The organism is Ralstonia sp. UBA689, assembly GCF_002298975.1.
In the GTDB taxonomy this organism is placed as follows: Bacteria; Pseudomonadota; Gammaproteobacteria; order Burkholderiales; family Burkholderiaceae; genus Ralstonia.
This window is the reverse complement of sequence record NZ_DBMV01000042.1, coordinates 23,542-49,524: the sequence shown is the minus strand read 5'-3', so window position 1 is coordinate 49,524 and position 25,983 is coordinate 23,542. Positions and strand designations below refer to the sequence as shown.

The 25,983-nt window shown below is 63.6% G+C and carries 37 protein-coding genes and 1 pseudogene; 24 read left to right on the top strand and 14 right to left on the bottom strand.

Translation table 11 applies throughout. The annotated features are described in order from the left end of the window. Positions 1 to 33: 33 nt before the first annotated feature. From B4F51_RS20755 to B4F51_RS20705, 11 genes are all read right to left on the bottom strand, one after another. The gene (locus B4F51_RS20755; protein WP_296228580.1) at positions 34 to 792 is read right to left on the bottom strand and encodes a head maturation protease, ClpP-related; all 759 of its coding nucleotides are present in this window, start codon (positions 790 to 792) and stop codon (positions 34 to 36) included. Next, positions 758 to 2,071, bottom strand: coding sequence for a phage portal protein (locus tag B4F51_RS20750; protein ID WP_296228579.1), 1,314 nt, complete (start codon positions 2,069 to 2,071; stop codon positions 758 to 760). The genes B4F51_RS20755 and B4F51_RS20750 overlap by 35 nt, the downstream gene beginning before the upstream one ends. Beyond that, a complete protein-coding gene (locus B4F51_RS20745) occupies positions 2,068 to 3,723 on the bottom strand; it encodes a terminase large subunit (protein ID WP_296228578.1) in 1,656 nt (551 codons plus the stop codon). Before B4F51_RS20745 ends, B4F51_RS20750 begins: the two co-directional genes overlap by 4 nt. 53 nt (positions 3,724 to 3,776) lie before the next feature. After that, a complete protein-coding gene (locus B4F51_RS20740) occupies positions 3,777 to 4,310 on the bottom strand; it encodes a P27 family phage terminase small subunit (protein WP_296228577.1) in 534 nt (177 codons plus the stop codon). Positions 4,311 to 4,515: 205 nt separating this feature from the next. Next, positions 4,516 to 4,908, bottom strand: a complete 393-nt coding sequence (locus tag B4F51_RS20735) for an HNH endonuclease (protein WP_296228575.1) — start codon at positions 4,906 to 4,908, stop codon at positions 4,516 to 4,518. A gap of 153 nt (positions 4,909 to 5,061) precedes the next feature. Further along, entirely contained in the window at positions 5,062 to 5,484 is a 423-nt protein-coding gene (locus B4F51_RS20730; RefSeq protein WP_296228574.1) for a hypothetical protein, read from the bottom strand. Between the two features lie 297 nt (positions 5,485 to 5,781). Then, positions 5,782 to 6,813 (bottom strand): hypothetical protein, encoded by a 1,032-nt coding sequence (locus B4F51_RS20725; protein ID WP_296228573.1) that lies wholly within the window; start codon positions 6,811 to 6,813, stop codon positions 5,782 to 5,784. A 199-nt stretch (positions 6,814 to 7,012) separates the two neighbouring features. Beyond that, a complete protein-coding gene (locus B4F51_RS20720) occupies positions 7,013 to 7,252 on the bottom strand; it encodes a hypothetical protein (protein WP_296228572.1) in 240 nt (79 codons plus the stop codon). Between the two features lie 167 nt (positions 7,253 to 7,419). Next, positions 7,420 to 7,803 carry a hypothetical protein gene (locus B4F51_RS20715; RefSeq protein WP_296228571.1) on the bottom strand — a complete coding sequence of 128 codons (384 nt, stop codon included), beginning with the start codon at positions 7,801 to 7,803 and terminating at the stop codon, positions 7,420 to 7,422. A gap of 11 nt (positions 7,804 to 7,814) precedes the next feature. Continuing rightward, a complete protein-coding gene (locus tag B4F51_RS20710; RefSeq protein ID WP_296228570.1) occupies positions 7,815 to 8,453 on the bottom strand; it encodes a phage regulatory CII family protein in 639 nt (212 codons plus the stop codon). A gap of 148 nt (positions 8,454 to 8,601) precedes the next feature. Then, positions 8,602 to 8,772, bottom strand: coding sequence for a hypothetical protein (locus B4F51_RS20705; protein WP_296228569.1), 171 nt, complete (start codon positions 8,770 to 8,772; stop codon positions 8,602 to 8,604). Between the two features lie 33 nt (positions 8,773 to 8,805). Here B4F51_RS20705 and B4F51_RS20700 point away from each other — a divergent pair, with 33 nt between their 5' ends. Then, the gene (locus B4F51_RS20700; RefSeq protein ID WP_296228568.1) at positions 8,806 to 9,042 is read left to right on the top strand and encodes a hypothetical protein; all 237 of its coding nucleotides are present in this window, start codon (positions 8,806 to 8,808) and stop codon (positions 9,040 to 9,042) included. A 307-nt stretch (positions 9,043 to 9,349) separates the two neighbouring features. Here B4F51_RS20700 and B4F51_RS20695 read toward each other — a convergent pair whose 3' ends face one another. Next, positions 9,350 to 9,640: a hypothetical protein gene (locus B4F51_RS20695; protein ID WP_296228567.1), complete on the bottom strand. Its 291-nt coding sequence runs from the start codon at positions 9,638 to 9,640 to the stop codon at positions 9,350 to 9,352. Between B4F51_RS20695 and B4F51_RS20690 the strand changes: the two genes are divergently transcribed. From B4F51_RS20690 to B4F51_RS20625, 14 genes are all read left to right on the top strand, one after another. Further along, positions 9,639 to 10,118, top strand: a complete 480-nt coding sequence (locus B4F51_RS20690; RefSeq protein ID WP_296228565.1) for a hypothetical protein — start codon at positions 9,639 to 9,641, stop codon at positions 10,116 to 10,118. The two genes, B4F51_RS20695 and B4F51_RS20690, sit on opposite strands and share 2 nt — an antisense overlap. 75 nt (positions 10,119 to 10,193) lie before the next feature. Next, positions 10,194 to 10,583, top strand: a complete 390-nt coding sequence (locus B4F51_RS20685) for a hypothetical protein (RefSeq protein WP_296228563.1) — start codon at positions 10,194 to 10,196, stop codon at positions 10,581 to 10,583. Between the two features lie 42 nt (positions 10,584 to 10,625). Next, positions 10,626 to 10,811 (top strand): hypothetical protein, encoded by a 186-nt coding sequence (locus B4F51_RS20680; RefSeq protein WP_296228562.1) that lies wholly within the window; start codon positions 10,626 to 10,628, stop codon positions 10,809 to 10,811. A gap of 8 nt (positions 10,812 to 10,819) precedes the next feature. Then, the gene (locus B4F51_RS20675) at positions 10,820 to 11,272 is read left to right on the top strand and encodes a hypothetical protein (protein WP_296228560.1); all 453 of its coding nucleotides are present in this window, start codon (positions 10,820 to 10,822) and stop codon (positions 11,270 to 11,272) included. Next, entirely contained in the window at positions 11,269 to 11,412 is a 144-nt protein-coding gene (locus B4F51_RS20670) for a hypothetical protein (protein ID WP_296228558.1), read from the top strand. Before B4F51_RS20675 ends, B4F51_RS20670 begins: the two co-directional genes overlap by 4 nt. Then, positions 11,409 to 11,624 (top strand): hypothetical protein, encoded by a 216-nt coding sequence (locus tag B4F51_RS20665; protein WP_296228557.1) that lies wholly within the window; start codon positions 11,409 to 11,411, stop codon positions 11,622 to 11,624. Before B4F51_RS20670 ends, B4F51_RS20665 begins: the two co-directional genes overlap by 4 nt. A gap of 18 nt (positions 11,625 to 11,642) precedes the next feature. Continuing rightward, entirely contained in the window at positions 11,643 to 12,194 is a 552-nt protein-coding gene (locus tag B4F51_RS20660) for a deoxynucleotide monophosphate kinase (protein WP_296228556.1), read from the top strand. Next, positions 12,191 to 12,430 (top strand): hypothetical protein, encoded by a 240-nt coding sequence (locus B4F51_RS20655; protein WP_296228555.1) that lies wholly within the window; start codon positions 12,191 to 12,193, stop codon positions 12,428 to 12,430. The genes B4F51_RS20660 and B4F51_RS20655 overlap by 4 nt, the downstream gene beginning before the upstream one ends. 24 nt (positions 12,431 to 12,454) lie before the next feature. Then, positions 12,455 to 13,072, top strand: coding sequence for a PRTRC system protein E (locus B4F51_RS20650; RefSeq protein ID WP_296228554.1), 618 nt, complete (start codon positions 12,455 to 12,457; stop codon positions 13,070 to 13,072). Positions 13,073 to 13,084: 12 nt separating this feature from the next. Beyond that, on the top strand, positions 13,085 to 13,489 hold the full coding sequence (locus B4F51_RS20645) for a PRTRC system protein C (RefSeq protein ID WP_296228553.1): 405 nt from the start codon (positions 13,085 to 13,087) through the stop codon (positions 13,487 to 13,489). After that, complete coding sequence (locus tag B4F51_RS20640) at positions 13,486 to 14,532, top strand: PRTRC system protein F (protein WP_296228552.1); 1,047 nt, start codon at positions 13,486 to 13,488, stop codon at positions 14,530 to 14,532. Before B4F51_RS20645 ends, B4F51_RS20640 begins: the two co-directional genes overlap by 4 nt. Before the next feature lie 7 nt (positions 14,533 to 14,539). Beyond that, positions 14,540 to 15,268 carry a PRTRC system protein B gene (locus tag B4F51_RS20635; protein WP_296228551.1) on the top strand — a complete coding sequence of 243 codons (729 nt, stop codon included), beginning with the start codon at positions 14,540 to 14,542 and terminating at the stop codon, positions 15,266 to 15,268. Between the two features lie 49 nt (positions 15,269 to 15,317). Continuing rightward, positions 15,318 to 16,055 carry a PRTRC system protein A gene (locus B4F51_RS20630; RefSeq protein ID WP_296228550.1) on the top strand — a complete coding sequence of 246 codons (738 nt, stop codon included), beginning with the start codon at positions 15,318 to 15,320 and terminating at the stop codon, positions 16,053 to 16,055. Next, the gene (locus B4F51_RS20625) at positions 16,052 to 16,867 is read left to right on the top strand and encodes a PRTRC system ThiF family protein (RefSeq protein WP_296228549.1); all 816 of its coding nucleotides are present in this window, start codon (positions 16,052 to 16,054) and stop codon (positions 16,865 to 16,867) included. The genes B4F51_RS20630 and B4F51_RS20625 overlap by 4 nt, the downstream gene beginning before the upstream one ends. A 10-nt stretch (positions 16,868 to 16,877) precedes the next feature. Here B4F51_RS20625 and B4F51_RS20620 read toward each other — a convergent pair whose 3' ends face one another. Beyond that, entirely contained in the window at positions 16,878 to 17,489 is a 612-nt protein-coding gene (locus B4F51_RS20620; protein ID WP_296228548.1) for a hypothetical protein, read from the bottom strand. Positions 17,490 to 17,549: 60 nt separating this feature from the next. On the opposite strand from B4F51_RS20620, the gene B4F51_RS20615 reads away from it, so the two are divergent. Further along, a complete protein-coding gene (locus tag B4F51_RS20615) occupies positions 17,550 to 17,768 on the top strand; it encodes a helix-turn-helix transcriptional regulator (RefSeq protein WP_296228547.1) in 219 nt (72 codons plus the stop codon). Here the strand turns inward: B4F51_RS20615 and B4F51_RS20610 are convergent. Next, on the bottom strand, positions 17,765 to 19,045 hold the full coding sequence (locus B4F51_RS20610; protein WP_296228546.1) for a tyrosine-type recombinase/integrase: 1,281 nt from the start codon (positions 19,043 to 19,045) through the stop codon (positions 17,765 to 17,767). The two genes, B4F51_RS20615 and B4F51_RS20610, sit on opposite strands and share 4 nt — an antisense overlap. A 773-nt stretch (positions 19,046 to 19,818) precedes the next feature. On the opposite strand from B4F51_RS20610, the gene B4F51_RS20605 reads away from it, so the two are divergent. The 8 genes and pseudogenes from B4F51_RS20605 (at position 19,819) to B4F51_RS20575 (ending at position 25,975) form a co-directional block, all read left to right on the top strand. Further along, the gene (locus B4F51_RS20605; protein WP_296228545.1) at positions 19,819 to 20,985 is read left to right on the top strand and encodes an ABC transporter substrate-binding protein; all 1,167 of its coding nucleotides are present in this window, start codon (positions 19,819 to 19,821) and stop codon (positions 20,983 to 20,985) included. Between the two features lie 97 nt (positions 20,986 to 21,082). Continuing rightward, the gene (locus B4F51_RS20600) at positions 21,083 to 22,000 is read left to right on the top strand and encodes a branched-chain amino acid ABC transporter permease (protein ID WP_296228544.1); all 918 of its coding nucleotides are present in this window, start codon (positions 21,083 to 21,085) and stop codon (positions 21,998 to 22,000) included. Between the two features lie 4 nt (positions 22,001 to 22,004). Then, positions 22,005 to 23,024: a branched-chain amino acid ABC transporter permease gene (locus B4F51_RS20595; protein WP_296228543.1), complete on the top strand. Its 1,020-nt coding sequence runs from the start codon at positions 22,005 to 22,007 to the stop codon at positions 23,022 to 23,024. Positions 23,025 to 23,101: 77 nt separating this feature from the next. Beyond that, a pseudogene (locus tag B4F51_RS24670) lies at positions 23,102 to 23,548 on the top strand (ATP-binding cassette domain-containing protein); the annotation flags it as partial. Between the two features lie 6 nt (positions 23,549 to 23,554). After that, a complete protein-coding gene (locus B4F51_RS24665; RefSeq protein WP_414706803.1) occupies positions 23,555 to 23,821 on the top strand; it encodes a hypothetical protein in 267 nt (88 codons plus the stop codon). Position 23,822: 1 nt separating this feature from the next. Continuing rightward, positions 23,823 to 24,533 (top strand): ABC transporter ATP-binding protein, encoded by a 711-nt coding sequence (locus tag B4F51_RS20585; RefSeq protein ID WP_296228541.1) that lies wholly within the window; start codon positions 23,823 to 23,825, stop codon positions 24,531 to 24,533. Continuing rightward, positions 24,523 to 25,407 (top strand): alpha/beta hydrolase, encoded by an 885-nt coding sequence (locus B4F51_RS20580; RefSeq protein WP_296228540.1) that lies wholly within the window; start codon positions 24,523 to 24,525, stop codon positions 25,405 to 25,407. Before B4F51_RS20585 ends, B4F51_RS20580 begins: the two co-directional genes overlap by 11 nt. Positions 25,408 to 25,444: 37 nt before the next feature. Next, a complete protein-coding gene (locus tag B4F51_RS20575; RefSeq protein WP_296228539.1) occupies positions 25,445 to 25,975 on the top strand; it encodes a MarR family winged helix-turn-helix transcriptional regulator in 531 nt (176 codons plus the stop codon). Positions 25,976 to 25,983: the final 8 nt, after the last annotated feature.

Sequence of the window (25,983 nt, the reverse complement as noted above, 5' to 3'; positions counted from 1 at the left end):
CCAATGGGCGGCCCAGGCCGACGCGGGAGCGCGTCAGGTTCGTTGTGCCAGGTCGAGCCGGCGGCGCATGGCCGAGAAATCCGGCGCCTGTGCGCGCGTCGTCGGCGCGTGCGCGTTCACTGGCGCAGAAGGCTCATTGCTGGGGGGCTTCGGAGCGTTTGAGTAGGCCTGCAAATTCCAGGCGGAGGCCTTCGCAGACGGCTGCGCCGTAGCATCGGCCTTTCGGTCAGCGAAGCCTTTTTCGACGGCCTCGTCGGCGCCGAACCACGTTTCCGCCGCCATCCAAGCAGAAATGTCGTCGACGGACTGGCCGCTGCGCTGCCCGTAGGTCCTGACAAGCGTTGCATCGATCTTGTCGAGCAAGTCGGCTTCGGACCGGAGGTCGTCAGCATTGCCCCACAGCGCCGTCCAGGCCTTGTGGATCATCAGAAATCCGCCGTCCGAGATCTCAATCTCGTCGGCAGCCATGATCAGGAAGCTCGCCGCGCTGGCGGCCAGGCCGTCCACGTGCGCGATCACCTTGGCTGAGTGCCCACGCAACGCCGTTTCCATGGCGCGCGCAGCGAACACATCTCCGCCCGGAGAATTGACGCGCAGGTGGATCACGTCCGCCGTAATGCCGGCGAGCTCCTTGACGAACGTAGTGGCCGATACACCGCCCCACCAGTCGTCGGAAACGATGTAGTCATACAGGTACACCGTCACCTCGTTATCGCCGCTGGCGACGACGTTGAATACGCGCGCGGCGGCGCAGTTGTCACTCAGCAGCTGGAGGATTTTGTTTTGGCGCATCGCCCTTTCCTTCGTTGAAAATGTCGCCCGCCTTCGGAGCCGGCAGGTTGAAGCGCCGACGAACTTCTGTTCGCGTCATCCAACCGGGCTCTCCGGCGCGCCCGTATGCGATACGCGCCCCTTCGAGACGCGATTTCAGGTCGCCGCGCTCGAGCGTCTCGGTGTCGAACTCGACGAATACACTACGGTTGCCACGGTAAATCTTGCGGTTGAGCTCCTGCTCGATCTTCACAAGGTGGCGCTGCATCGTGTATTTGACGAAGCCGATGCCCATTTGCTCGACGCCGCTCCCCCAACCGGAAGTTTTGTCGGTGTAGCCGATCATGTACGGCGGCACGCCGAAAATCCGTGCGGTGTCTTCCACCGAAAGCTGAAGCATTTCCAGCAGTTGGGCATCCTCGGGAGTGATGCTGATCTGCTTGATGTCCATGCCGCCGGTGAGCACCACGGGCGCGCCGTTCTTGCCGGCCGGCCCGCTGTAACGTTGCAGCCATTGCTCGCGCAGCTTGTCGATGTCGCCGCCGTCGAGCTTCTTGGACTCTTTGTCCTGGGTGAGGACAAGGTCCGGGCGCATGTTGTCGAGCATGGATTCGGCCTGCTCTCCACCGACGTTTGCCAACGACACGGAGCGCCGCAAAACATGCCGGATCTGCGACATGCCGCGTCGGCCGTCGAATCCTGGGCCAGGCACATGAATCATGTCGTCCTGATCGACCACCTCGACGCTGCCATCCTCATCCCAGAGGTAATAGAGGAGCCGCTCCCTGTCAGTGCTCGGCTGGGGGTCAACCTGCAGCGCGTGATACGGCTTGAGCGAAACAACGTTCGGTGAATATCGGCTCGGGCGACCAATGCGCATGAACATGTCGCCGTGCAGCAGGAGCGATTGCGCACCGAATTCCCACCCGACCGGCGCAGCCCAGCGCGGGTGCATTTCCTCATTCAGCAGCCACCAGAGATCCGGCCGATGCGCTTCCCCAATGCCGTCGACCAGCTTGTAGGTCTCCAGCGTGAGCGATGCTAGCGCGCCGCCGATGAGCGATACGCATGCATACACCGCACCGATGCTCATGGCCGTACGTTCGGAAACTGGGCGGCCTGCACCGCCCACACCACCCGTGAGCCAGCCATAAGCTTCGGTGCCGGAGCGGATATCCGACACCGGCACCGGCTTTGCCTGGGCCTGGGCGCGGTCCGCCTGGCGCTGCGCACGCCAGGCATTCAGCACGACCGACCCCGGCTGGCGCACTCGCGCTTCGTTGTACCAACTTTGTGTCATAGCACGATGATTCCGGATTCGGGTTGCTGGGGCTCGATGGCAACGGCGCGACTCAAACCGATGACCGTGGCCACGGCTGGGTCAATCCGTCCGCGCCCCTTCGAACGCTTCTTGTCTGGCCGGAAATTGCCATTCGTATCGAACAGCAAGGCCACGTTAAGCGTCGCCCAGCGCAACACAGGGTTGCCGCCGTGGCGCAACTGCTTGTTGTAGATGAGCTCCTCGAACCGGCGAGCGCCCGGGTACATACCCTGCGTGTTCTGCGGCACCTTGACCATCACCAGCCCCTCTTCGAGTAGCTCGTTCACCAGGTGAGCGGCGTTCCATTCGTCGTAGCCGATCTCGACCACGTCGAACATGCGCCGCGCTTCGAGGATCCGCGCCTTCACCGGCCGGTAGTCAACGATCACACCCTCGGTCGCCTCGAGCCAACCGTCACGGACCCACCGGGAATAGCGCGCACGCTCGTCCTTCTGGTCTGACTGCTGGTCGACGCGCTCCTGCGGACACCACGTCCAGACAAGCACGTGCCACTCGCCATCGGGATCGTCGTCTGCTGGTGGGAACACCAGCGAGAACGCGGTCAAATCCTGCGTCGCCGAAAGATCGAGACCGCCATAGCACTTGCGCCCGGCCAGCGTCGAGATATCAAACGGCTTGGCGCCCTTGTCCCATGCCTGCGGGCTGATCCAGCCGTCGGCCGAGTTGACCCAGACGTTGAGGTCTTTGGTGAGAAAGTTGACTAGCGCGCTCGGCAGGAACGCGGCCTTGCGCGCCATATCGCGCATGTACTCGATGCGCTTTGAGCTGCAGAGGCCCGGATTCGCCTTGATCCATACGCGCTCGTCGAATGGATCGTCGTCGACGTCAATTGTGTAGACGTAGCCGAAATACGAGTCGTCGGTGCGCTCGCCGCGAAGCACCTCGATGAGGTATCTGCGCTGATCAACGCAAATGCCGTCGAGAATGAAGCCCGCCGTGGTGATTGCTGATAGCAGCGGCTGATCGCGCGCACCGAGCGCGGTCTCCATAACGTCCCAGACATCCGGTGTCTTCTGTGCGTGCAGTTCGTCGAACAGAATCGCGTACGGGTTTAGACCGTCGAGCGATTCGGCGTTGGCTGGCAGCGGCTTGAACACCGCGCTGTCGAACGTAATCTGTTCGAGGTTGCGGCCCTCATGGATCTTGAACGAGCGCTTCACACCTGCCGAGCGCTTGGCCCATCGACGGAAATTGTCGAATGCCGGCTTGAACACCGACATGGCCTGGTCGCGGGTGGTGGCCACCGCGTATACCTCGGCGCCAATTTCCCCGTCCATCATGAACAGGTATGCGCCCTGCGGACCCTTCCATGTTGACTTGCCGTTCTTGCGCGCGACTTCTTCGTAGCCGCGCGTAAAGCGGCGCAGGCCCGCGGCGGTTTTCCAACCGTAGAGGACTGCCGTCCAGAATTTCTGCCAGGGGTCCAGCAGGATCGGCTCGCGCGCCAACGGCCCCTTAATGTGAACGAAGAATCGTTCGATGAACTGGATGACGTGCCAGGCCGCGGCCGTGTCGAATTGCAGGCCGCGCTTCGCGCCGTCGATTAGGTCGCGGTAATGTCGCTCGACGGCGAGGTAAACGTACTCGCAAACAACAATTTCGCCGCGCAAGACTGGTAGGCCGTACGCCCGGTCCCACTCTTGCAGCGATTCGGGCGGCGGTGTCAGGCGTTCAACTTGCTTCCTTGTGCGGCGCGCGCGATCACGGCGCTCCGTTCGGCGCGTGCGTGATCCAGAAGATCCCCGAACAGATCGTCCTGCATCCCCTCGTCGCCCAGCTTCGCCCGCGCCATCACCGACGACGGCAGTGTTAGGCAGCTCTCCGGCAACCATTTCAGCAGTTCCCCTTTGAGGTTGCGCGTGGCGAAATAGAGCTGATGCGGCTGGCTGTGGCCGTTCGGCGTTGTCACCATAAACGAGCCGTTATTGCCGGCCTCGAAGTTCTGCAGCTCGTGCTCAGCACGCACCCAGCGAATGAAGGTCTTGCAAACAACCGTGATGGCGATGCCGGCGGTCAGGTGCGGCAGGCCTTCCTCACGAAGGCTCTGGCAGATGTAGTCCCACACCTTGCGCTCGGTCGGCGAGAGCTTCGCGCCCGGCGGCGGCGGAGGTGATCGAACTGCCTTTCCACTGCCATCGGCAGACGGAAACGGCTCGTCGGGCGCGTTGGCGCCCAGCAGCTTGTCTAGCGGGTTCATAGAGCGTTCCTTTCGACGAATGGGCCGAAAATCGTGGCAGGCATTGAGATAGGCGCTCTCACGGCCTGCCAGTGAGACCCCCCCCTATTCCAAAATCGACCGTCTACAAAGCGAGCCTGGACGGACGGTCCCGGGCACCTCGGCCTCCAGACTTTCGATACCCCCCACCCCTCGGCGGCGGCGCACCAACCGTGCGCCGCCGCGCTCAGCGCCGCGATCGCGGCAGCAGGAAGGCACCGGCGACCCATCGGGCAGTCGGCGCACTGGATGTGTTCTTGGGCTTTGGCTTGCGCCGCTCGCGCAGCGTCTTCGCCTTGTGGCAATCCTTGTTGATTGCCTGCAGGTTGTCGTCGTCGTCCGATCCACCCTGCGCCTTCGGGACAATGTGGTCGACCTCGGTAGCAAGGCGAACGCGGCCAAGGCGGGCACAGTCCGCGCACTCGCACAGACCGCCGGCCCGCTCGAGGATGCGGTCGCGCTTACGTTCCCACGCCGCGTCGTATCCGCGGGCGTGACGCGAACCGCGCTCACTGTCGGCGCGCCAACCACCTGCCGGGCGCCGATGCTTATCGCAGTAACCCGGCTGCGGGATCGTCACACCGCAACCGGCTTGACGGCAGATTGAGGACGGGCGTGCAGGCATGGCGGGCGCAGAAATGAAAAAAGCCCGACCGGCGAGGGTCAGGCTTTGCGTTTGGTAGGGACGTGCGTCGTCCCACGGGGCGGAATATAGGCTCGCGATTCGATGATGTCAACACTCGACCTCAACTTCGACACCACGCCGATGAAGGATCGGACGCAGCGCAGCCTTCGCCTGTGCGTACACCTCGTGCTGGCGAACCGGTGCACGCGGGTTCCGCCACACCTCGGGGCCACGACGATTGCGCATCTGCACGCGGATGGCGAGCTGGTAATCGCCGGACAGCTCGTCAACGCAGGCGTCGAGCTGCTTCATTTGCCATGCACAAACGCTGTCCTCGAGGATGGCATCGGTGCTTTCCCATTGCCGTGAGCTGTCAGATGCGGCGCACGTCTTGTCGACTGATGAGAAGCCGCGCGTTGTGCTGTACGTGCACTCCCACACAAACCAGTCGTAGAGCAGATCGTCGAGTGCGTCGTACGGGTAGCCCTGCAACGCGGATGCACGCGGCGGTGCCGGATTAGCGGTGTACATGCCCTTTCCCCCTGTGAAGGCCAACCATGGATTTGATCTCGCTGAGCCCGCGCTCAGCTGCTGCTAGCGACGGTGGCGCCCCGACGTGCGCGGCACCCGGGATCGGCGGCAAGTGCTCCTCCGATGCCACGGCCCAGAGCTGAGCCCATCGGTCGTGAACGTCTGCCCACGGCTGAGCGAGCGTCGCTGCGCCGGCACGGACAGCGGCCCAGAACACCGCGCGCGAACTCCAGGTGTCCGAACCGGAGGCTCGACGCGGCATCTGCTCAACGGCTTCGGCGAATGCTTGCTCCGGTGTCATTGCGTGCCTCGCGGCTTGACCAGCTTCCGCAGACGCTCGACCGCCAGAGAACCAACCGGAGCCGCGCTCGTTCCAACTGGCCCCTCGCGCTGCCGCTCCACCAGCGATGCCACCGCGCTCGCCTGCTTGCGACGCTCAGCCACTCGGTCGGCGTGCTCGGGCAGCCAGCCCGCTCTGCTCGCGCGGCCGACAACGCTCTCGAAGAACAACCACGGGCGCACGATCTGCCCGGTATCCATCGCACCGTCCCACTCGTCGAGCACCCGCTGACGCATCCCGTGCGGGAGCACAGAAAGCTGGTGCGCCACCGCCGTACGCTCATGCAACGGAATGCGTCGCGGCCACGCCAGCAGGGGCGACCACGCTGGCTCCGCGTCATGTTGACCTTCTGCAAGCTGGCCCGCAGGGCCATCCCCTACCACGTCAGCGTCGCGCTCGCGTTGCTCTGAGTGCTGGTGCCGTTGCCGCGCGTCGCCCTCATGCATCACTGCATCGACCGGAGGGCGTGGGGCGATTTCTCGCTCTTCCTCCTCCGCCGAATTGGAAAAGGAAGGTGAGGAAGGATTAGAGGTTTTACCGGGGTTCGGATGTGTGTCGGCTTTTCGCGAACTGCGCTCTGTGGACAACCGCCGCTCACCCGCGCCAGTGCTGGGGCGCTTCGGCTTTTTCTCCCCTCTCGCACCCCCTTCGGCTTTTTTTTGGACACACGAATCCGTCTTGGCCATCAGCATGCGAAATTGAAGGGAGAGCCCCACGCTGATGCGGCGCACGAGGCCGCATTTTTCGAGCTGCTCGACCCGCCGGCGCAGCTGCATTTCGGAAGGCCGATAGCAGCGCACACCTGGGCGCCCGGGCACCTCGCAGTCTTCGCGCAGCGCCTGCCACGAAATGGCCTTGTGCGGACCGCCGACGATGCCGGTGCGGAAATCCATACAACGGCGTAGCGCCAGGTAGAGATCGCGCGCGAGGTGGTCGACGGCGCGCAGCGCTTGCCATTCGGCGTTGCTGGTGAGAAATCCGGCGCTCATGCGATCCCCCTGTAGCGGATGCGGTCAGCCTTGAATACGAGCGGTGAGAACGCATTCCGGAAGCCCGCGCGCCAAGCGAGCGCATGGTCAGAGTTGAGTGTGTACGGGCACTCGTCCTCCGCCACGCCAGAGAGCCGCGCGGCACGCCCCTCCTCGACGACCGTCGAGCGTGGTGCAATTGCGTAATCCATAGAAAACCTCACTTCGGGCCGCTACCGGCCTCGCAAAGCACGTCGAACACCGCTAGGAATTCCGGCGATGTATCGGCGCTGACATGGTTGCGGTACGCGGCACGATCGGCCGCAATCGGAATAGCGCGCCAATGCCTGGCGCACACCACGGCCAGCGATGAAGATTCACCGGCCGCATTGAAGGAAAAGAACACCTCGCCAAGCGACCACCGACACGCAGTCAGAAGGTGCTCGGCGAACTGGATCAAGGTGGATTCGCCTCGGTGGCGCACAACGAGACGAATGTGGTGCCACGCGCAGCACTGTTGCTTCGGCCTGTCGCACGCCAATCCAACACTCACGCGCCCTGGCTTGCAGCAGATGAGATCGGGGCCAAACCGTATGCCCAGCGTGTTCGCGCCAACTTGGCGTTGCGTCATGCAGCGCCCTGCCCAGGCCGCCAGCCCGCGGGCTGATCCAGGCGCCAGCGCGCGCCGCGAAGCGACATGCGCACTTCGGCCAAACAGAACAGGTTGTCGGTGTAGCCGTGCAAGTCACCTTCGCCACGAAGACACGGCCCGCTGATCTGCAGCGCCTGGTAGTGCCGAATGCAGCCACCACACGTGACGATGCGCGGGTTGTGTGCCATCAGCCAAGCCATGACGCGCTTGACGGCACCGCCGGTTAGCCCAAACAAGCGGCCGATCTGCGTTTCGCTGAATCGCTCGCCGGGATATTCTTCGAGATGCAGCTCGATTTTCTTGCGCACATGCCGCTCTTTGCGAGCTTGAGCGGCGAGGGTCGATTTGGTGGTTGCCATCCGCCCCCCCCTTAGCGCTTGCGCGCCTGCGCCTCGGCCTGCACGCGAATCTCCGCATGCCAGCTCGCCAACGCGGCCTGCGCTCGGAAGAACACGGCCTCGATCTCGTCGAGCTCACGCTCGTCGATGACGCCATCCGCAGCAGCCTTCGCAACCGCCTCGGCCACCGCGCCGACCTTTGCCATCACCTGGCAGACGGTGCGCGCCGGGTTCGGGTCATTCGGGTCAACCTCGGGCACCTCGACGGCCACACGCCCGTGGCGCCAGCAAACCGCATCTAGTGGCTGCAGCGCGCTCTCGACACGGGCCTCCTCGCAGAGCTCCAGCACGAGCGAAAAATCCTCAAGCGTAATGTGGTGCGTGTCGATGCCCGGGCGCAGTTTGTTGCGGAGCACGTTGGGAGAAATGCGCTTACCAAGGCGCGCGCTCAATGCATTTGCGAGGCCATCGATACCGCCGGGAAATTTGCGCGCTGCGTTGTACAGCGCTTCGTGCTGGCTTGTGTCGGAATACAAGTAGGTCAACGCACCCCCCCTTACTTTTTGCTTACAGCGCGCGCTCACTGCCGTGCGAATATCGACGAGTTCCACCTCGTCAACCCACACAACAGGAGCAACGCGTGAACAATGAACAAGCCCGCGCAGTGGCATTCGATATCCTCAAGAGGCTGATCGAACACCAACCCAATCTGATCAACATGGGCCCAAACAGGGCCGACAGGAGCACGGGCCAAGATGCGGCGCAGTTCTGCGCATCGTTTGTCAACACGTTTGCCGCAGAACTGATCAAGCAGCAGAGCTAGGAGCTCGCCCGCAGTGCCAGCAGCTCGCTGGTCAGCGTGGCCCTCGTTTTTTTCACCAGATGCAACAGATCACGCTCCGCCAGCGAGCAAAGCACCGTTGCAATGAGATCGGCATCGGCGCGTGAGAGCTTTTCATTGCTCTCGCGCGGAGTTCTTTCATCAGACATATCACCCTCCCCTCCCACACAACAGGAGTACGCGTGGAAGAAAAAATTAGAGAACTGCAGGCTCAAGTGGCCGCACTTCAGATGTTTGCGATTGCATTGATCGACGCCTTGCCTGACGGCGTTGCCGGCAAGGCCGGGCAAGAGTTTTCGAGCCTTACGCAGATGACGCTGCGCGACCTCAACGAAGCCGGCAAGGAAGACGAGGCTGCACACTTCGCAGACGCGGTCGAGTACATCAACTCTCGTTCGCCCGTCCATTTGGCCCTGTGAGGCCCCGCCGAATAGCCTCAAGAAGCCCTCCCGGACAGCCACGCTCCCGCCAGTAGCCAGAGAGCTCTGCGGAAGCGTGGAACAGCCCGCTGAATCCCCACGATTTGCAGAGCGCGGTAACGTGCTCGCTGAACTCGTCATCGAAGTGCTCGCGTAAATCCAAGGCCGGCGTTATCAGCCACAGCACCCACAGCGCATAAAGTCTTTTCACGGTAAACCTCCAGAAATTCGACCGTTTTCCTGCGGCGCGTCGGCCACTACGATTCAACTCATTGACCGGGCGCGTTCGGCGGCGGGTCATGTCCGGCTAGTGCGCGGCGGCATCGCTAAGTGCGTGGTTGCCGGCAAGCACTATTGACAGCTGTGCACCGAGGTACAGGCGCGCAGCAGCAGCTACAACACGATCTTCAAGACGTGGCGGCAGGACAGCCGGCCACTGGGAGAGCGCTTGAGTCGTGACGCCGATTGCGCGAGCTGCGGCAACCGGCGTGCCTCCAAGGATTCGGATCGCGTGCGATTTCTGCATGCGGCGGATTAAAGCATTCTTTCGAACAACCATCAACCATTCTTTATCGCTGCGTAAGTATGCTTTACTCATGAAAGGAACGTACGGCGATCGCCTTCAGCACGCCCTCACCATTGCGAAGCGAACTCGACAAGAGCTCGCTGCGGCCCTGCACATCTCCGAGCAGGCGATTGGGCAGGTGCTGCTAGGCAATACGAAGGCTTTGGTCGCCGAGAACTCCGCACGCGCGGCACGATTCCTTGGTGTGGATCATTTCTGGCTCGCCACTGGCGAAGGTGAGCCCGTGGCGAGCACCAGCGCACCGACCACGTCATGGCCGTTTTCACGCGTCAACTTGGTTCGCGTGACGCAATTGCCCGCAGAAGAGTTGGCGTTTGTAGAGGCGAAGCTTGAATCGGAGATCGAGCGTGCAGAGGAGCGTTCTGCCGCTGCCGGCGCCAAACCAAGCGCAGCAGCATTCCCGGACGCGGGCACTGCTCCGACCGATGCCTATCTGGTGAACAAGTGGGAAACGCCTCCCGCAAAACGCCGTAAGAAAAGCGCCGCCTGACCGCAACACCCGCTTCGTGCGGGTTTTCTTTTGTCTCCGGTCCGCCCAAAGAATGGGACGTTTTGGCCTCTGCGCGTGGACGCCTGCGATCTGGAAGTCTTGCCGCGCCTTGCCCAGAGCCAAATCGCACGCAGAATGGGCAACGTCATCAGCTTCCCGGTGGACCGCCGACAGAGAGTCGCGCGCACCGCAACAGACCACAGTTCCTTACAGACAGCTTATCGGCGCGACCTGCAGAGGGCTCTCGAAATCATCACCTCCCACGTCCAGTCCGGTGACTACGACGGCATCGTCGCAGTGCTACATCCGAAAAGCACCTCAGCCGCACCGGTGATCGCAGTGGGCGGGCAATACAGGCACGATCTTCGGGAAGCAGCCAACGCTAGTCGCTTTGCCCTGCTGTCTTTGCAGCGCCACCTCAAGGAACTACCGCCGGACGCACAAAGCGGTTCCTTCAGCGACTAAACGCACGCGTAAATAAAGCATGCTTGATTCTTAACATAAAGCATGCTTTACTTCGTCCTGTTCAAGCACAGGAGAAATGTCATGCGCCTAATCCGCCAGCTTCCGGGTTTCGTGAAGTACACCGCCGCGATCATCGTCGCTCTCGCATTTCACACGTTCGCACTGCACCTCGATGAAGAGGCGCAACTTGGAGGGCGCGCGCGCATCGCAAATCCTCGTGGCGTATGAGGTCGGCTATGGCAAAAAAGCATCTCACCCACGAAGAGATCAACGCGCTGCCGCTGGTCGACCAGGCGCTCTATTTGGAAGAGCGCCGCCATCGCAACCGACTGGATGAAATCAAGCGGATGCGCAAAGCCATGGAGGCAATCGAGTCAGACCGCGCAGCGCTCAACGCCGAAGGCCTCCATCTCACCGCAGACTCCATGACCCCCGTCTACGGCGATTCGATGCAGTTGCGCCTCTCATCGCTGTACGACGCGGTCGAAGTGCAAGCCTGCCTCGCCCTACTGAAATGCGGCTTCACCGTGGACTATCGCGATGATGACGGCAGCGGCCGCTATGCCTACAGCACCCCAATCCTTAAGAAAGGGCGGCTAAGGGTACGCCTTCTTTCCATTGCACTCAGTGCGCTAGCGCAAGCCGAGCGTGAACTCGCAGAGCACCTTCAATCGGAGGCCGCACTGTGATTGCCACAGGTCGCCCCTCCATCGCCACGCGCCTTGCCCACGGCCCGCTCTCCAATCGTCCGGCGCTGGCGCTCACCCTGATCGTGCTGCTCTTCGGCCTGGCCGGAGCTGTCGCCCCGGACATCGCCAGCCTGCCATGAGCCGCGCGCGCTTTTCCCGTGCTGACCTCATCGCCGAATTCCACCGCGTGCGCGGCTCCGGCCGCGCCGAGGATCAGGTCGACATCCCGGCCATTCGGCGTCAGCTCGCACGGTCACTGCGCGCCTTCCGGCGGACGCAACGCACCGCACCCCGCCGCCGCATTTCCCCCGCCGTTGACCTGAAAAAGCTACAGGCCAACGACCTCGACTGACCCAACTGGAGCACCGACATGCTGATCGGACTTGCCGGCAACGCCGGCGTTGGCAAAGACACGGCCGCAGGTTACCTGCGCGCCGCCCACGGGTTCCGGCAGATCGCGTTTGCCGACCCAATCCGCGCGATGTTGCTGGCAGCGCTGCCGCTAGAGCCGAAGGATTTCGAACACGGCCGCAAAGAAGAAATTTTGCCGGGCATCGGCAAGTCGCCGCGTCAACTCATGCAACTGCTGGGCACTGAGTGGGGCCGCTATCTTGTGCACCCCGAGATTTGGGTGCGCCTGGCCGAAGACAAGGTACTGGCCGAGCACGTCGCACTCGGGCGCGCCCTGGTGGTCTCGGATGTACGCGAGGAAAACGAAGCCGCGATGATCCGCAAGCACCGTGGCGTGGTCGTCCACCTTCGTCGCAACGCTGCGCTCTGTGTTGTCAGCCATAGCACCGAGTCGGGGATTGCGGTGTGCCCCGGCGACTGGGAAATCCAAAACGACCGTCGCCCCGAAGACTTGTTCGACGAGCTCGACCGCCTTGTCGAAGACCAGCATTTCGTGCGGGTGCAGGGATGAGCGCCAACACCACGTCGCTCGAGCAGCGCGTCTCTGCGCTCGAGGCTGAACTTGCTATCTGGCGTGCCGCCGCGGTTGCAGAGGACGACTACGCCAACTCGCGCGCACCAGCCGGAAGCCTCGCCGAGATGGCGCTTTTCCAACGTCTGCAATCCGCCATCCAACAGCGCGCGCCGCTGCGCTTGGCCGCCATTGCAACGGCCAATGCCCGCCCAAGCCTGCGCGCTGCCGCCTGAAATCCCACATCACCAGGAGAACCCATGTTCACTGAAATCCATGCGCTTGCACGCGCTGCATCCCTGCTCATTTCGGTTGCCGCCGAGGGCGACGACCTGCGCGTGACAATCAACGCAGCGCCAACCAGCAAGAACAGCTCCGCCATGCATCCGCTGGTGCTGGTGGGCACGCCGGAAGAGCTCGACGCGGGCTTTGCGCAGGCCATCGAGATCTTCGAGCCGTCTGCGCTGCCACTGCTGGAACAGGCTCAAGCTGCCGCAAACGCCAATGGCAACAAGGGCAAGGGCACCGCCAAGGAAGCCACAAAGCCCAGTACCAAGACAGACACGCCAGCCGCTGGAACACCACCCAAGCGGGGCCCAGGTCGGCCACCCAAGAGCGCCAGCTCGAATGCGGCCGAGAAAGCGGATACCGGCGCTGCAGCCCATGGCGGCAACACCGATGCGGACGAGGACACGGGCGCGCCCGCAGTGGACCCGCGCCAGATGTCACTTGTCGAGCCCGCAGGCGATAGCAACCGGACCGGCACTGAACAAGCTCATGCAGCGCAAACGCCGCAGGCAGAGCAGCCGACGGATGCGGCGCCCAATGCGCCGGCCAGCACCGACCCGCGCGACGTCGGCATCGACATGCCGATCTGAACGGAGCCACTCATGCAAACAACCCAACTCACCCGTGAATTCCGATACAACGGCGTCCGCCTGGCCGACCCGTCGCCCAATTTCACGCTCGAGCAGGTGCGCGATTTCTACGCCAACACCTACGCGGGAATTCTCAACGCTGATATTGAAGGCCCCGCCGTTGAAGGCGCCCAGCAGGTGTACACGTTCCGCCGCGCCGTCGGCACCAAGGGCAACGACCTGGCCACGCTGCGCCAGCTGATCGCGGACGACGCCGTCGGCGGCGCACCGCGCGTCAAGCTGATCCCCACCAGCCAGCTCAACCACCCCGTAGCCAAACTCTTGCGGCAGACCACGCAGCGCTATCGTTACGGCAACAACCGCACGCGCAGCGCCTCACTCGTGCCGCCGTCAACCGCCCTGCAGGTGCTGGCATGAGCGCCCTGTCCCTGCCGCGTCTGAATGGCATTCCGCTCAGTCACGTATGCAAAGGCGGCGGCCAGGCATGGCACGCCCCCGCGCTCCTGGCCCTGCTGGATGCCGGCGCCCTGACGCTCGAAGACGCGCAGCCGAAGCCCAATAGCGCCGCTGCCTTGCTCAAGCGCACCCTGCAACGGCACTGGAACGAAATTACCGCCGGCGAGCGCCTGCTCGTATGGAACCTGCATGCGCGCTCTATGTACAGCGATTGGCTCCGTCAGCCTGAACAACCGCAGCGCCTCTGGCTGTTCATCGGCGATGAGAGCGATCAGCCCCACGCCGTGCCGCAGTTGTACATTGGCCACGCGTTCGAGCGACTTGAATCCGTGCGCCAAGGCCTTGGCCAAACGGTGCTGGCCGTGCTGTACGACGCGCTGAGCCATCTGCCTAACGTGCTGACGCCACAGGAGTCGTTCTATCACGCCAGTTGGGTCCACTGGCACGGCACGGACGACGAAGAGGAAGCGATCGAGTGGATGTTCGGCGAAGGGGAATACAAGACCCGCGAGGAAGCCGCCGAGGCCTACGAGGGCCCCACACGCCTGGACTTCTTCGAACGCGTGCCCGAATGGGCCGTCCACCCCGAGCGCGTGCTAACGGATCGCCAGGTGCGCATTGCCGCGCGCAAAGACGCACTGGCCGCGCAGGTTGTTGGCGCCGTGGACGACATCTGGCGCCACGCGCTCGCAACCGACGCCGCCGGTGGCTACGCCGACTGCAGCACACGCGACGCCGAGGGCGACTCGATCTGTTGGACTGCCGTTCTCATCTGGCACCCGGACGATCTGACGCTCCGCTTGGCCGACGATTTCCTGCAGCAGGTGTGTCAAGCCGAATACACCGATGCGGCAACGGTCAAGGCTCTCCCGATCGACAGCCACGATGCCGCCCAGTGGCTGCAGCAGATGCGCGCAAACGGCCAGCTCGCACGCCGCGTCGAAACCCTGCTAGATCTGCTTGCAGCGCAAAACCCGCTGCGCCAGCAGATCCGCGTGCAGTGAGGCCAGCATGGGCCAAGTTACCATTTCCGCCGACCCCAGCAACAGCGAGCTCAAGCTGCGACACGCCGTGCTGCTGTACGACAACGCGTCGCCCGACGGCACGGTTTACGCCACCACGCACGACGTCGAATTGCTGCCGACCGGCGCGCAGTTGCTGCCCGGCCGCGCGCTTGACCTGAGCGAACTCAGCCAGTTTGTCGAGGCCGCGCAGGCGCAGACAGCGTATCGCGGTTTTATCGATTCGCGCTTGCTTTACGTCGCCCCCAACACGATGGCCTGGTGGTGCCCGGCTGCTTGCCGCACTACGTGGTTCCGCTCCGACCAGCCGATCGGCGAACGGCATGGCGTGACGCCACACCCGGCGCTGGTGTTCATCGCGCGCGAGCACATTTGGTTTGTGTTCGCGCTGGCCGAGAACGAGCGCCCCGAGCCACGCACGGCCCTGCGTGTCGCGCCGTATTTCAACGTATGGAAGACCGGCCAGGTGTGCACGGGCAACGTATCGCTGCCCGACATACCAACGCCGGACGCGCTGCGCACCTACGAAGAAGCATTCTTCCGCAGCCGCTTCACGCACCCAAATCACCCGCGCATCACCCGATACAAGGGCGGTGGCCGCGCGCTTTGGGCGCACCTGCTCGAGCACCCTGAAATTACCGAATTCCCGACAACTGCCCTGCTCCCGCAAAAGGAAACGCTGGAGCAGGCCATCAAGCGCATTTCTTCCGGAGCCTGATATGCAAGCCATCATCGAACAATTCCACGCCACGTCGCAGGAAGGCCTCATGCGCATTGCTGGCGCCCTGGACGATTTCGCGAAGGCAGCCGCCGACAAGGTCACCAAGGCGCTGCGCAATCCGATCGCCGCCGACCAGGCCGACGAGAAATACGAGCTCGACTCGAAACTGTGGGACAGCGCGCCGACGGTGGCGGTGCCGAAGTTCGCCGCCTTCAAGGAGCTCGAAGAGGTAGGCCACCGGTTCCTGGCCACGGCCGAAGGCCTGTTCGTGGAAGTCCGCCGCCCGTGGCTGCATGTCATTCAGCCTGTTGCGCCACTCAATGGGCAGACCGTCCGGCCGCCATACGGCTCCGTGCAGCCCAAGGTGAAGCTGGCATTCGAACGCCTCGGCACCACGTTCCCCTTGGTGCGCCAATTCATCGAAGCCGCACAGTCCGCCTCCCCCAACGAGCATGCCGCGTGGGTGATCTGGGACAGCCGCACCGGAGACCTGCAGTATCGCGAACTGAATATCACCAATGCCTCACCCGACGCAGTTTCCTACGATCGACCAGTGCTGGAAGCGCACGAATCGCTGGTGCTCGACCTGCACAGCCACGGCGTAACGGCAGCCTTTTTCAGCGACACCGACAACCAGGACGATGCTGGTGAGGTGAAGATTTCCTGCGTGGTCGGCGACTTGGCCGACGGAAAAGCGCCAACGATTCGATTCCGCCTGTGCGCACTCGGGATGTTCCTCCCCCTCAACGTGCCCGTATCGGCAGTGATCGGAGACGGCGCATGACGACGGCTGTCCATATCACCCCGCCGCGCATGCTGTCCGAGCGCGTTGCCATCGTGCTGATCGGCTGCGGCGGCAACGGCTCGCAAATGCTCACAGGCCTAGCCAGGCTCGACCACGCCATCCGCGCACTCGGCCACCCGGGCCTCGACGTGGAGGTGTTCGACCCCGACATCGTGAGCGAGGCGAATATCGGCCGGCAGTTGTTCAGCCCGGCCGACGTCGGCCAATTCAAGGCGTGCGTGCACACCCAGCGCATCAACCATTTCTTTGGGCTCGACTGGCGCGCGCAACCGCGCAAGTTCGAGCGCAGCAATGGCGCCCGCCCGGCAGCGCGGCCGGCCATTTTCATCGTTTGCGTTGACAGCAAGGCGGCGCGCAAATCGATTGACGCTGGCCTAACTAGCCGCGTGAACACCTACCTGCTCGACCTGGGCAACCGCGCCAGTGACGGCCAGGTGCTATTCGGCCAATCGCCGCGCACTGTAATCGAGGATGAGGAAGGCAACGAGGTTCACAACGCCCGATTCAATCCTGTCGGCAGCGTGCCGCTGCCGTATCCGTATGACGTGCTGCCCGAGCTCGTCGACACCAGCGAGCCGGAAGACGACACACCGTCGTGCGGCCTGGCCGAGGCGCTCGCGCGCCAGGAGCTATTCGTCAATCAATCCGTCGTCACGCCGGCGCTGGCCATTCTGTGGGAGTTTTTCCGCCACGGCCGCCTGACCTGGCATGGGGCGTTCGTCAACCTCAAGACGGGAAGCATGCGGCCGGTGGCAGTGCGCGCAGACCTGACCGGAGACAATGATGAATAGCGCAAGCAGCTCAGGCCCAGATGGCTCCGCGAGCGGCCTGATCGCACTCTTTGCAAGCCGTATCGATGAGTCGAGATGCCTCACCCGTAATGGCGGCCAGTGTAATAGCACGCGTCTTTCTAGTTTCCGACATGTCGAGCCCGCCGGACGAATAATGCGTCAGCAGCCTGCGCGCAACAACGAGGCGGTCCTGCGCGCTAGCAATGGCGGATGCGCAGTTGCCGAGCGGAATCAATGGCTCAATTTCTGCCATGCTGAAAGTAATCAAACCGCTCAGGTGCTCTTGCCATTCCTCGAACGCGGACGGGGCGCAGTCCATCTGACTCGCTTCGCGCATTTTTGTGTGCAGCCCCCGAACATCAACTGCCACAATCGAAAGCCTAAACGACAACGATGCCGCCGCCAGAGCCGCGCGCTCCCAGCCCTCCTTCTTTCGTCGGCGCGCATCTCTGTTGGCGAGAAGGAGCGCGACAACCGCAGCGCCAACCGTCCCGAGAGCGGTCAGTACATCCCAGAAATCCTTCTGTGGACCGAAGTGCCAAACGGTAGCGACCGCGAGGCCAGACACAAGCCCGGCGAGCAGCGCAGCAACCCACTCCTCGTGTCGTTCAAAGAACGGCATTCCTCCCCCTTGATGTGGCCGCCGGTACGGCTACAAAACGCCCCACGCAGCTATTAAGCGATGAAGCCGATTATCTACCTCGATCTCCAGTCGGTCGCCGCAGCGGTCTCATTATCCGAGACGAGCGTGCAGCAACTAGTTCGCGAGGAGTCATTTCCAAAGCCGCGGAAAATCTCCGCCCGCCGTGTCGCTTGGCTGTTACGCGAAGTACAGGAATGGGCGGAAGCGCAGCCGATTTCGGATCTACCACCACCGCCCAACACTGGCCGGCGCACCTAGGACTTTGGCATGGCCGCGCACCGCTCCAGGTGCTCGGCCAATCGCGCCAACCACTCGCGCCGCTCGCGGTCGTAGGTGTGGCGGTTATAGATTCCTTCCACACCTGGCAGCATGTGCCCAAGAATCGATTCACCAACCTCCATCGGGCAGCCCAGCGCAGCAAGCATCGTCCTCGCTGTTCTACGCAGATCGTGCGGTGCCCACTGTGTCACCGGTAACCTCGGCCGACGCGCGTTCGGCCGCTCTTCGCAATAAGGCATGTGGTACCACACCAGTCTGCCGACCGTTTTCTGCGAAACCACGGCCCCTGTTTTGGAGGGGAACAGATAGCCCTCACGATCCGCTAAGGCAAGGCGACGGCGCACGATAGCCTCAGCACGGTCAACAAGGGGCACGCGCAAATCCGTCGCCCCTTCCCGCTTCGCATTCTTGGTTTTGGCATGCGGCACAGTCCACCAGAGCCCATCGGGCTCCTCGGTAATTTCCGACGCCCGCATCTCGACAATTTCGCCGCCACGCGCACCAGTCCACAGATAAAGCGCACACACATCGGCAATCAGCGTCGAGAAATTTGGGAGCCAACGAATCAGCTCGCCAGCCTCCGCATCCGATAGAACCCGCTTCACCTTGCCGATCGGCTTCCCGTTAATCGACTTGCCGACGCTACGCAAGCGGCCGCGCATGATTTCACGCCACCAGTTCGGCACAGTCTCGCCCAGCCGGCCGGAGTCGTGACCGTAACTCCAGGCGGCCCCAAGCTCTCTACGCAGTTTGCCCGCTTGCACAGGGATATGTGCGTATGAATTGAGAAGATCGAACGCCACGGCGCGCGTCACCTGTTCAGGCAAAAGATCTGCAATTGGGTCCAGCATCGTCTTGAACATGCGGCGAATCTCGCGCGCGCCCTTCAACGCGCGGTTTCTCTCGATGTGGCCCGTCACGTAGTCATCGCACATCGCGCGCACCGTGTATGGCTCTGCGCCGACCACACCCCTCCCGCCGACAGCCGCGCGCATGGCTCGCTTTTCAATAGCGACATCACGGCCAGCGTCGCGCGCCTGGCGTAGCTTTTCCCACTCGACAATCGCCGCTGCTACCGACATGGCTGGCCACGCGCCGATTTTGATTTGTCGCATTCGGCTATCGATAGGCGACTTGAAACGGTAGGTCCAAGTGCGCCGAGTGGCGCCGCACTCAAGTCGCAGGCCGGGATGCCCGTCAACGGTCAGGTGTTCGCCGGGCTTCAGCAGTTTTGCAGCGCGCGCATCGAAGAGCATTACGTAGGTTTTTCAGCGTGGGTTGTGCCTCTAGGCACGCCAAAAGAGGCGGCGTAGGAAAAGCACAATGATAAGCGAAAAACCTACGCCGATACGCCAAGTGTAGGCGAGTGCTGGCGGGTGTAGACGGCAACAAAGAGGCAGGTCAAATATCCTAGAAATGCAAGCAGCATAAGGCTTCGCATGCAATACCGCGCGCGGAGCAAGCAGTGGCAATATGGATAGAGAAATGCGGAACACTGCTCCACGAGCAGTACGCGCATGACAGAAAAGAATGAGCCGGGGGAGACTCATTGTAAGACCGTCATCAGGATTGCCCGATGAAAGCCCGCCCCCTCTGGTTTACCCGTTCATCCGAAAGAGACACGCTGCGCACACCCAGACCACGGAGCGTTTGCCGTGTCGCAGCAACAGCATTCGCCTCCCGTGCAAACCCAATCGCCATGCGCTCTTGCGGCCACCTAGCGCATGGGTGGCAGGGCGTGCAGGCCTGTCATCGCACATCGGCCGGGGCCGTGAAAACCCCAAGTCGGCCGCCATTGACACCTCAAATAGTTCATACCTAAATTAATCATACTCAAACCATTCGCAGTCGGCGCCACATTGCCGGGCCCTGCGTAGCCTGACGCGGCCGTACCCGGACGCGTCGCCCAGACCCGCACACCAGGCGGAGGGCATGCGGCCAGCCGCCCCTGCTTCATCTCGCGGCGCACGCAAGAGCCGCACCTCTGCCGCACCCCGAGCAGCATCCACCCCAACACCGAGGAGACCCCATGTTCAAGCCACTCGTTCTTGCCACGGCGCTGTCCACACTGGCCGCGGGCGCCATGGCCGCCGACAGCATCAAGGTCGGCATGATGACCACGCTGTCGGGCCCTGGCGCGAGCCTGGGCATCGACATCCGAGATGGCTTCAACCTGGCGCTCAAGCGGCTCGACAAGAAACTGGGCGGCCTGCCCGCCGACGTGCTGATCGCCGACGACGCGCAAAACCCCGAGACAGGCAAGCAGATTGCCGAGCGCTTCATCAAGAAGGATAAGGTCGACATCGGCACCGGCATCGTCTTCTCCAACATCATGCTGGCGGTGGGGCCGGCGTTCTTCAACGCGCAGACTTTCTACGTCTCGGCCAACGCGGGGCCGAGCCAGTACGCGGGTGCGCAGTGCAATCCGTACTTCTTCAACGTGGCGTGGCAGAACGACAACCTGCACGAGGCAATGGGCAAGTACATGCAGGACAAGGGCATCAAGAAGGCCGTGCTGCTGGCGCCCAACTACCCGGGCGGCAAGGACGCGCTGGCGGGCGTGAAGCATTACTACAAGGGCGCGGTGGCCGACGAGATCATGACCAAGCTGGGCCAGCTCGACTACGCCGCTGAGATCGCGCAGATCCGCGCGGCCAATGCCGATGCGCTGTACGTATTCCTGCCCGGCGCGATGGGCGTGAACTTCATCAAGCAATATGCGCAGTCCGGCCTGCTCAAGAAGACGCCACTGTACGCGCCCGGCTTCTCCGCCGACGAGGATGTCGTGAAGGCCGTGGGGCCGGCCATGGAGGGCATCTACAACACCTCGCACTGGTATCGCGAGATGGACAACCCCACCAACAAGCAGTTCGTTGCCGACTTCCAGAAGGAATACGGCCGCCTGCCGACGCTGTATGCATCGCAGGGCTATGACGCAGCCTTGCTGATCGACGCGGCCGTCAAGCAGGTGGGCGGCAAGCTCGACAACAAGGCTGCATTGCGCAAAGCCCTGGAAACCGTGAAGGCGCCAACCACGCGCGGCGCATACCGCTTCGGCCCCAATCACTACCCTGAACAGGCCTACTACCTGCGCGAGGTCGTGAAGAACGCCGACGGCAGTGTCAGCAACAAGGTCATCGGCAAGGTTGCCGACAAGCTGGCCGACGCTTACGTGGGCGACTGCAAGATGCAGTAGGCGGGCACAGAACCGTTCTTTGCCAACGCCGCTTCGCACCACGCGGGGCGGCCCTTCCGGATGGCTTCACGCCTCTGCGCTTCCCTGCGGTTTCGTCATGCTGGCACTGATCCTTGAACAATTCCTCAACGGGCTGCAGTACGGGCTGATGCTCTTCCTGCTGGCGGCCGGGCTGACGCTCGTGTTCGGCATCATGGACCTCATCAACCTGGCCCACGGCTCGCTGTACATGATTGGCGCCTTCCTGGCGGCGGCGTTCTACCAACTCGTGCACAACTTCTTCGGTGCGCTGCTGCTGGCGATCGTGGCGACGGCGCTGTTGGGCGCGGTGCTGGAGAAGGTGCTCTACCAGCGGCTGCAGCGCATGCCGCATCTGTCGCAAGTGCTCGCCACGTTCGCGCTGATCCTGATTGCCAATGAGGCCACGAAGATCCTCTTCGGCGCGCAGCCGCTGATGATCGGCATGCCGGACAGCCTGTCGGGCTCGGTCAATCTGCTGGGCGACGATCTGCAGTACCCGCTCTATCGGCTGGTGATCATTGCCGTGGGCGTAGCGGTGGCGGTGGGGCTTTACGTGCTGGTCAACAAGACGCGGCTCGGCATGTGGATCCGGGCGGGCGCCTCCAACCCGACCATGGCGGCCACCATGGGCATCCGCATCCAGCCGCTGTTCACGTTTGTCTTTGCGCTGGGCGCGGCGTTGTGCGCGCTGGCGGGGGCGCTGCTCGGACCGCTGCTGTCGGTGTCGATCGGCATGGGTGAATCGATCCTGATCCCGGCCTTCGAGGTGATCGTGATCGGCGGCATCGGGTCGATGCGCGGCGCACTGGTGGGCGCCCTGCTGGTGGGCATGATCGACACGCTGGGCCGGCTGGTGATGACCACGCTGCTCAAGGCACTTGCCGTGTCGGAGGCGGCCACGCTGGGCGCCACGCTGGCCTCCATGCTGGTCAGCCTGCTGATGGTCGGCATCCTGTTCTTCCGGCCCAAGGGCCTCTTTCCGGCGCGGGGGTAAGGGCATGTCGCAACAACCGTCTCTGCTGAACCTGCGGCCCGTCGATACACCGTTGACGGCCGGCCTGCCCGGTGGCTGGACTGCGCTGGCCGTGGTGGTCGTCCTGGCACTGTACCCGCTGCTGATGCACGGCATCGGCGCGGATTTCTACATCTCGCTGGGCGCGCGCATCCTGATCCTGGCGCTGGCCGCCAGTGCGCTCAATCTGGCGCTTGGGTATGGCGGCATGATCAGCCTCGGGCATGCGGCATTCCTCGGCACCGGCGCCTACACCGTGTCCTTTCTGATGAACCAGGGCGTGCAGGCGGCCTGGCTGGCGGTGCCGGCCGGCGTGGCAGTGGCGGCGCTGGCGGCCTTCCTGATCGGGGCGGCCAGCCTGCGCACCAGCGGTGTCTACTTCATCATGATCACGCTGGCCTTTGCGCAGTTGCTGTACCTGCTGGCGGTGTCGCTGCCGGTGCTGGGCGGTGACGACGGCCTGCAGTTGACCGCCCGCCTGAGCTTGCCCGGCCTGTCGCTGGGCGACGACGTGGCCTTCTACTACTTCGTGCTCTTCATTGCGGGCTTGGCCTTCGCCCTGCTCTACCGCCTGGTTGCCTCGCGCTTCGGCCGCGCGCTGGTTGCCATCCGCGAGAACGAGCGGCGCATGGCGGCCATCGGCTACCCCGTCTACCGGCTCAAGCTGATGGCCTTCACCTTGTCGGGTGGGCTGGCGGGGCTGGCCGGTGCGCTGCTGGCCAACCTGAGCATGGGCGTCACGCCGCATACGCTCACGTGGCACCAGTCAGGCTTGCTGATGGTCATGGTAATCCTGGGCGGCTCGGGCTACTTCTGGGGCGGCATTGCCGGCGCGTCGATCTTCCTGCTGCTGGAGGAGGTCATCTCCTCGCGCACCGAACACTGGAATCTCGTGCTCGGCGCGCTGCTGCTGTTGATCGTAATGGTGGCGCCCAACGGCGTAATGAGCCTGCGCGGCCGGGTGGCCACCGCACTGCGCCGTGGAGATGCCGGAGGTGCGCAATGAGCCCAACCATGAACCCGATCCTGCAGGTCGACCATCTGTTCAAGCGCTTTGGCGGGCTGGCCGCCACCAACGACTGCAACCTGGAAATTGCCGCCGGCGAGGTCCATGCGCTGATCGGACCGAACGGCGCCGGCAAGACGACGCTGCTGGCACAACTTTCTGGGGAACTGGCGCCCGACGGCGGCCGCATCCTGTTTCGCGGCAACGACATCACGCGCCAGCGCGTGCATCAGCGTGTGGCGGCGGGCATCGCGCGCTCGTACCAGATTACAACGCTGTTTGCCCGCCTGACGGTGCGTGAGAACCTCGCGCTTGCCGCGCAGGCGCGCACCGGGCACTCCTTCGATGTGCTGGGCGTGGTGGCCGGCGAATCCGAGCTGGACGCCGCCGCGCAGGAGATCGCCCACGTCGTCGGCCTGAGCGATGGGCTGAACCGCGTCGTCGGCACGCTCTCGCACGGCAAGCAACGCGCGCTGGAACTGGCCATGGCGCTGGCCTGCAAGCCCGCCGTGCTGCTGCTGGACGAGCCGATGGCCGGCACCGACCCGGAGGAGTCGCAGCGCATGGCCGACCTGATCCAGGCATTGCGCGGCACGTACACCATCGTGCTGGTCGAGCACGACATGGATGCGGTGTTTCGCCTGGCCGACCGGATCTCGGTCCTCGTAGCCGGCCACGTCATTGCCGCGGGCGCGCCGGCGGACATCCGCGCCAACCCCGCCGTCATCCAGGCCTACCTCGGTGACGAAAGCGACGACGGCGACGAAGCCTGGGCCACCAACGAGATGGTGATCTGAGATGAGCGCCCTGCTTTCGTTTGAACACGTGGAATCCGGCTACGGCCAAAGCCAGGTGCTGTTCGGCATGGATTTCGAGTTGCGTGCCGGCCAGGTGACCACCCTGCTCGGCCGCAACGGCATGGGCAAGACCACCACGCTCAAGGTGCTGTTCAACCTGCTGCCGACCTGGCGTGGCGAGATCCGCTTTCGTGGCGAGCGCATCAACGGCCGCTCCACCGAACGCATCGCGCAGATGGGCATTGCGCTGGTGCCCGAAGGCCGGCAGATCTTTCCGAACCTGACCGTGCGCGAAAACCTTGCTGCGTTTGCCGGCAACCGCAGCGGCAGCGCAGACCCGTGGGACCTCGACCGCATCCACGCCCTGTTTCCGCGCCTGAAAGAGCGCAGCGACAACATGGGCAACGAGTTATCCGGCGGCGAGCAGCAGATGCTGGCGATCGGCCGCGCGCTGATGACCAATCCGCATCTGCTGATCCTGGACGAGGCGACCGAGGGCATCTCGCCACTGATCCGCCGCGAAATCTGGAACGTGCTGGCCCGCCTCAAGACCGCCGGTCAGACCATCCTGGTGATCGACAAATACCTGAAGGAAATTCAGCGCGTGGCTGATCACCACATCTTCATTGAAAAAGGCCACGTGCCGTGGACGGGTGACAATGCCCGGCTGGCTGCGCAGCCCGACCTGTGGGAGCGCTATCTTGGCGTCTGAACCGATGCATGCGCCAGTGGTGGACCTGGCGCGCGAATACGATGTCTCGGCCTTCGTGCCAGCCTTTGCGTCGACCCTGTCGTCGTGGAGCGAGCGCTCGCGCACGCTGCGCGACGGGTCCAACAAGCTGCCCGGTCACTACAACCTCGTCTACGGGCCGGGAGAAGCGGAACAGCTCGACCTCTTCTGCGCCGCGCCGGCCCCGCACAAGGCGCCCTTGCTGGTCTTCCTGCACGGCGGCTTCTGGCGGCGCCTGCACAAGGACGACTTCACCTGGGTCGCGCCCGCATACGTGCAGCGCGGCGTGTCGGTGGCGATCGTCAACTACGGCCTGGCGCCAGCCACGACACTCGAGACCATCGTCGACCAGACGCGCAGGGCCATCGCGTGGCTGCATCAACAAGCTGACACGTATGGCATCGACCGCCGCCGCATCGTCGTGTCGGGCCACTCGGCGGGCGGGCACCTGACCTGCATGGTCATTGCGACCGACTGGCCCGCGTTGGATACTGGCCTGCCGGCACGGCTGTTGGCCGGCGGCATCGCATTGTCGCCACTAATCGATCTTGCCCCGCTGGCACAGGTGCCGGTCTTGCACAACGATCTGCATTTCACGCCGGAACGCATCGCAACCTTGAGCCCGATCCACCAGACGCCGGTAGCAAATACGCCGCTGATCGGCGCCGTGGGCGGACGGGAAAGCAGCGAGTTCAAGCGTCAACTGAAACTGCTTGCCGATGCCTGGCCCGATGGCTGGCGCGGCGCGATCGACCTGCCGGAGGACGATCACCTGAGCCTGTGCGAAGCCTTCGCGCAACCGCAGTCGCCGCTGTTCGAGGCGTCGCTGGAATTGATCGATGTCTGTCGGGCGTAAGACGGTGCCGGCCCGCACGCACACAGTGGCAGAACCCATGAACCCTCCACGCACCCCGGGCAAACGCAAGGCGGCATCGCCGCACAGCGGCACCGTTCGCCCAGAGCAGGAAGGCGCATCCGCCGGCAACCACGCAGCGCTGCGCCTGTGGCTGCGGCTGCTGACCTGCCACAGCCTGGTCGAAACGCAGTTGCGCAACCAGCTACGCACCCGCTTCGAGACCACCCTGCCGCGCTTCGACCTGATGGCGCAACTCGAACGCCATCCGGAAGGGCTGAAGATGCGCGACCTGTCGCGGCTGCTGATGGTGTCCGGCGGCAATGTGACCGGCATCACCGATCGCCTGGTCGAAGAAGGCCTGATCGAGCGCCGTGACGCCCCCCGCGACCGGCGGGCCTACACCGTCTGCCTGACGGACAAGGGCAAGGCTCAGTTTGCGGAGATGGCGGCGCTTCACGAGCAGTGGGTCATCGCCCTGTTCGACGGCCTGAGCGGTGAAGAACAGGGCCAGCTTGCCAACCTGCTCGGCAAGCTCAAGCGCCACCTGGGTGAATCGTCTGGACGCTAGCGGCCGCC

Bases quoted from the DNA above. Each gene is read 5' to 3' on its own strand.
- B4F51_RS20630 (WP_296228550.1), top strand. From the start codon at position 15,318: ATGCGCATTGCTGGCGCCCTGGACGATTTCGCGAAGGCAGCCGCCGAC.
- B4F51_RS20585 (WP_296228541.1), top strand. From the start codon at position 23,823: ATGAGCGCCCTGCTTTCGTTTGAACACGTGGAATCCGGCTACGGCCAA.
- B4F51_RS20645 (WP_296228553.1), top strand. From the start codon at position 13,085: ATGCAAACAACCCAACTCACCCGTGAATTCCGATACAACGGCGTCCGC.
- B4F51_RS20740 (WP_296228577.1), bottom strand. From the start codon at position 4,310: ATGAACCCGCTAGACAAGCTGCTGGGCGCCAACGCGCCCGACGAGCCG.
- B4F51_RS20615 (WP_296228547.1), top strand. From the start codon at position 17,550: ATGAAGCCGATTATCTACCTCGATCTCCAGTCGGTCGCCGCAGCGGTC.
- B4F51_RS20665 (WP_296228557.1), top strand. From the start codon at position 11,409: ATGAGCCGCGCGCGCTTTTCCCGTGCTGACCTCATCGCCGAATTCCAC.
- B4F51_RS20640 (WP_296228552.1), top strand. From the start codon at position 13,486: ATGAGCGCCCTGTCCCTGCCGCGTCTGAATGGCATTCCGCTCAGTCAC.
- B4F51_RS20620 (WP_296228548.1), bottom strand. From the start codon at position 17,489: ATGCCGTTCTTTGAACGACACGAGGAGTGGGTTGCTGCGCTGCTCGCC.
- B4F51_RS20625 (WP_296228549.1), top strand. From the start codon at position 16,052: ATGACGACGGCTGTCCATATCACCCCGCCGCGCATGCTGTCCGAGCGC.
- B4F51_RS20675 (WP_296228560.1), top strand. From the start codon at position 10,820: ATGGCAAAAAAGCATCTCACCCACGAAGAGATCAACGCGCTGCCGCTG.
- B4F51_RS20695 (WP_296228567.1), bottom strand. From the start codon at position 9,640: ATGAGTAAAGCATACTTACGCAGCGATAAAGAATGGTTGATGGTTGTT.
- B4F51_RS20635 (WP_296228551.1), top strand. From the start codon at position 14,540: ATGGGCCAAGTTACCATTTCCGCCGACCCCAGCAACAGCGAGCTCAAG.
- B4F51_RS20690 (WP_296228565.1), top strand. From the start codon at position 9,639: ATGAAAGGAACGTACGGCGATCGCCTTCAGCACGCCCTCACCATTGCG.
- B4F51_RS20660 (WP_296228556.1), top strand. From the start codon at position 11,643: ATGCTGATCGGACTTGCCGGCAACGCCGGCGTTGGCAAAGACACGGCC.
- B4F51_RS20755 (WP_296228580.1), bottom strand. From the start codon at position 792: ATGCGCCAAAACAAAATCCTCCAGCTGCTGAGTGACAACTGCGCCGCC.
- B4F51_RS20715 (WP_296228571.1), bottom strand. From the start codon at position 7,803: ATGGCAACCACCAAATCGACCCTCGCCGCTCAAGCTCGCAAAGAGCGG.
- B4F51_RS20595 (WP_296228543.1), top strand. From the start codon at position 22,005: ATGTCGCAACAACCGTCTCTGCTGAACCTGCGGCCCGTCGATACACCG.
- B4F51_RS20730 (WP_296228574.1), bottom strand. From the start codon at position 5,484: ATGTACACCGCTAATCCGGCACCGCCGCGTGCATCCGCGTTGCAGGGC.
- B4F51_RS20725 (WP_296228573.1), bottom strand. From the start codon at position 6,813: ATGAGCGCCGGATTTCTCACCAGCAACGCCGAATGGCAAGCGCTGCGC.
- B4F51_RS20705 (WP_296228569.1), bottom strand. From the start codon at position 8,772: ATGTCTGATGAAAGAACTCCGCGCGAGAGCAATGAAAAGCTCTCACGC.
- B4F51_RS20575 (WP_296228539.1), top strand. From the start codon at position 25,445: ATGAACCCTCCACGCACCCCGGGCAAACGCAAGGCGGCATCGCCGCAC.
- B4F51_RS20650 (WP_296228554.1), top strand. From the start codon at position 12,455: ATGTTCACTGAAATCCATGCGCTTGCACGCGCTGCATCCCTGCTCATT.
- B4F51_RS20600 (WP_296228544.1), top strand. From the start codon at position 21,083: ATGCTGGCACTGATCCTTGAACAATTCCTCAACGGGCTGCAGTACGGG.
- B4F51_RS20605 (WP_296228545.1), top strand. From the start codon at position 19,819: ATGTTCAAGCCACTCGTTCTTGCCACGGCGCTGTCCACACTGGCCGCG.
- B4F51_RS20610 (WP_296228546.1), bottom strand. From the start codon at position 19,045: ATGCTCTTCGATGCGCGCGCTGCAAAACTGCTGAAGCCCGGCGAACAC.
- B4F51_RS24665 (WP_414706803.1), top strand. From the start codon at position 23,555: ATGGCCGGCACCGACCCGGAGGAGTCGCAGCGCATGGCCGACCTGATC.
- B4F51_RS20750 (WP_296228579.1), bottom strand. From the start codon at position 2,071: ATGACACAAAGTTGGTACAACGAAGCGCGAGTGCGCCAGCCGGGGTCG.
- B4F51_RS20710 (WP_296228570.1), bottom strand. From the start codon at position 8,453: ATGCCACTGCGCGGGCTTGTTCATTGTTCACGCGTTGCTCCTGTTGTG.
- B4F51_RS20655 (WP_296228555.1), top strand. From the start codon at position 12,191: ATGAGCGCCAACACCACGTCGCTCGAGCAGCGCGTCTCTGCGCTCGAG.
- B4F51_RS20680 (WP_296228562.1), top strand. From the start codon at position 10,626: ATGCTTTACTTCGTCCTGTTCAAGCACAGGAGAAATGTCATGCGCCTA.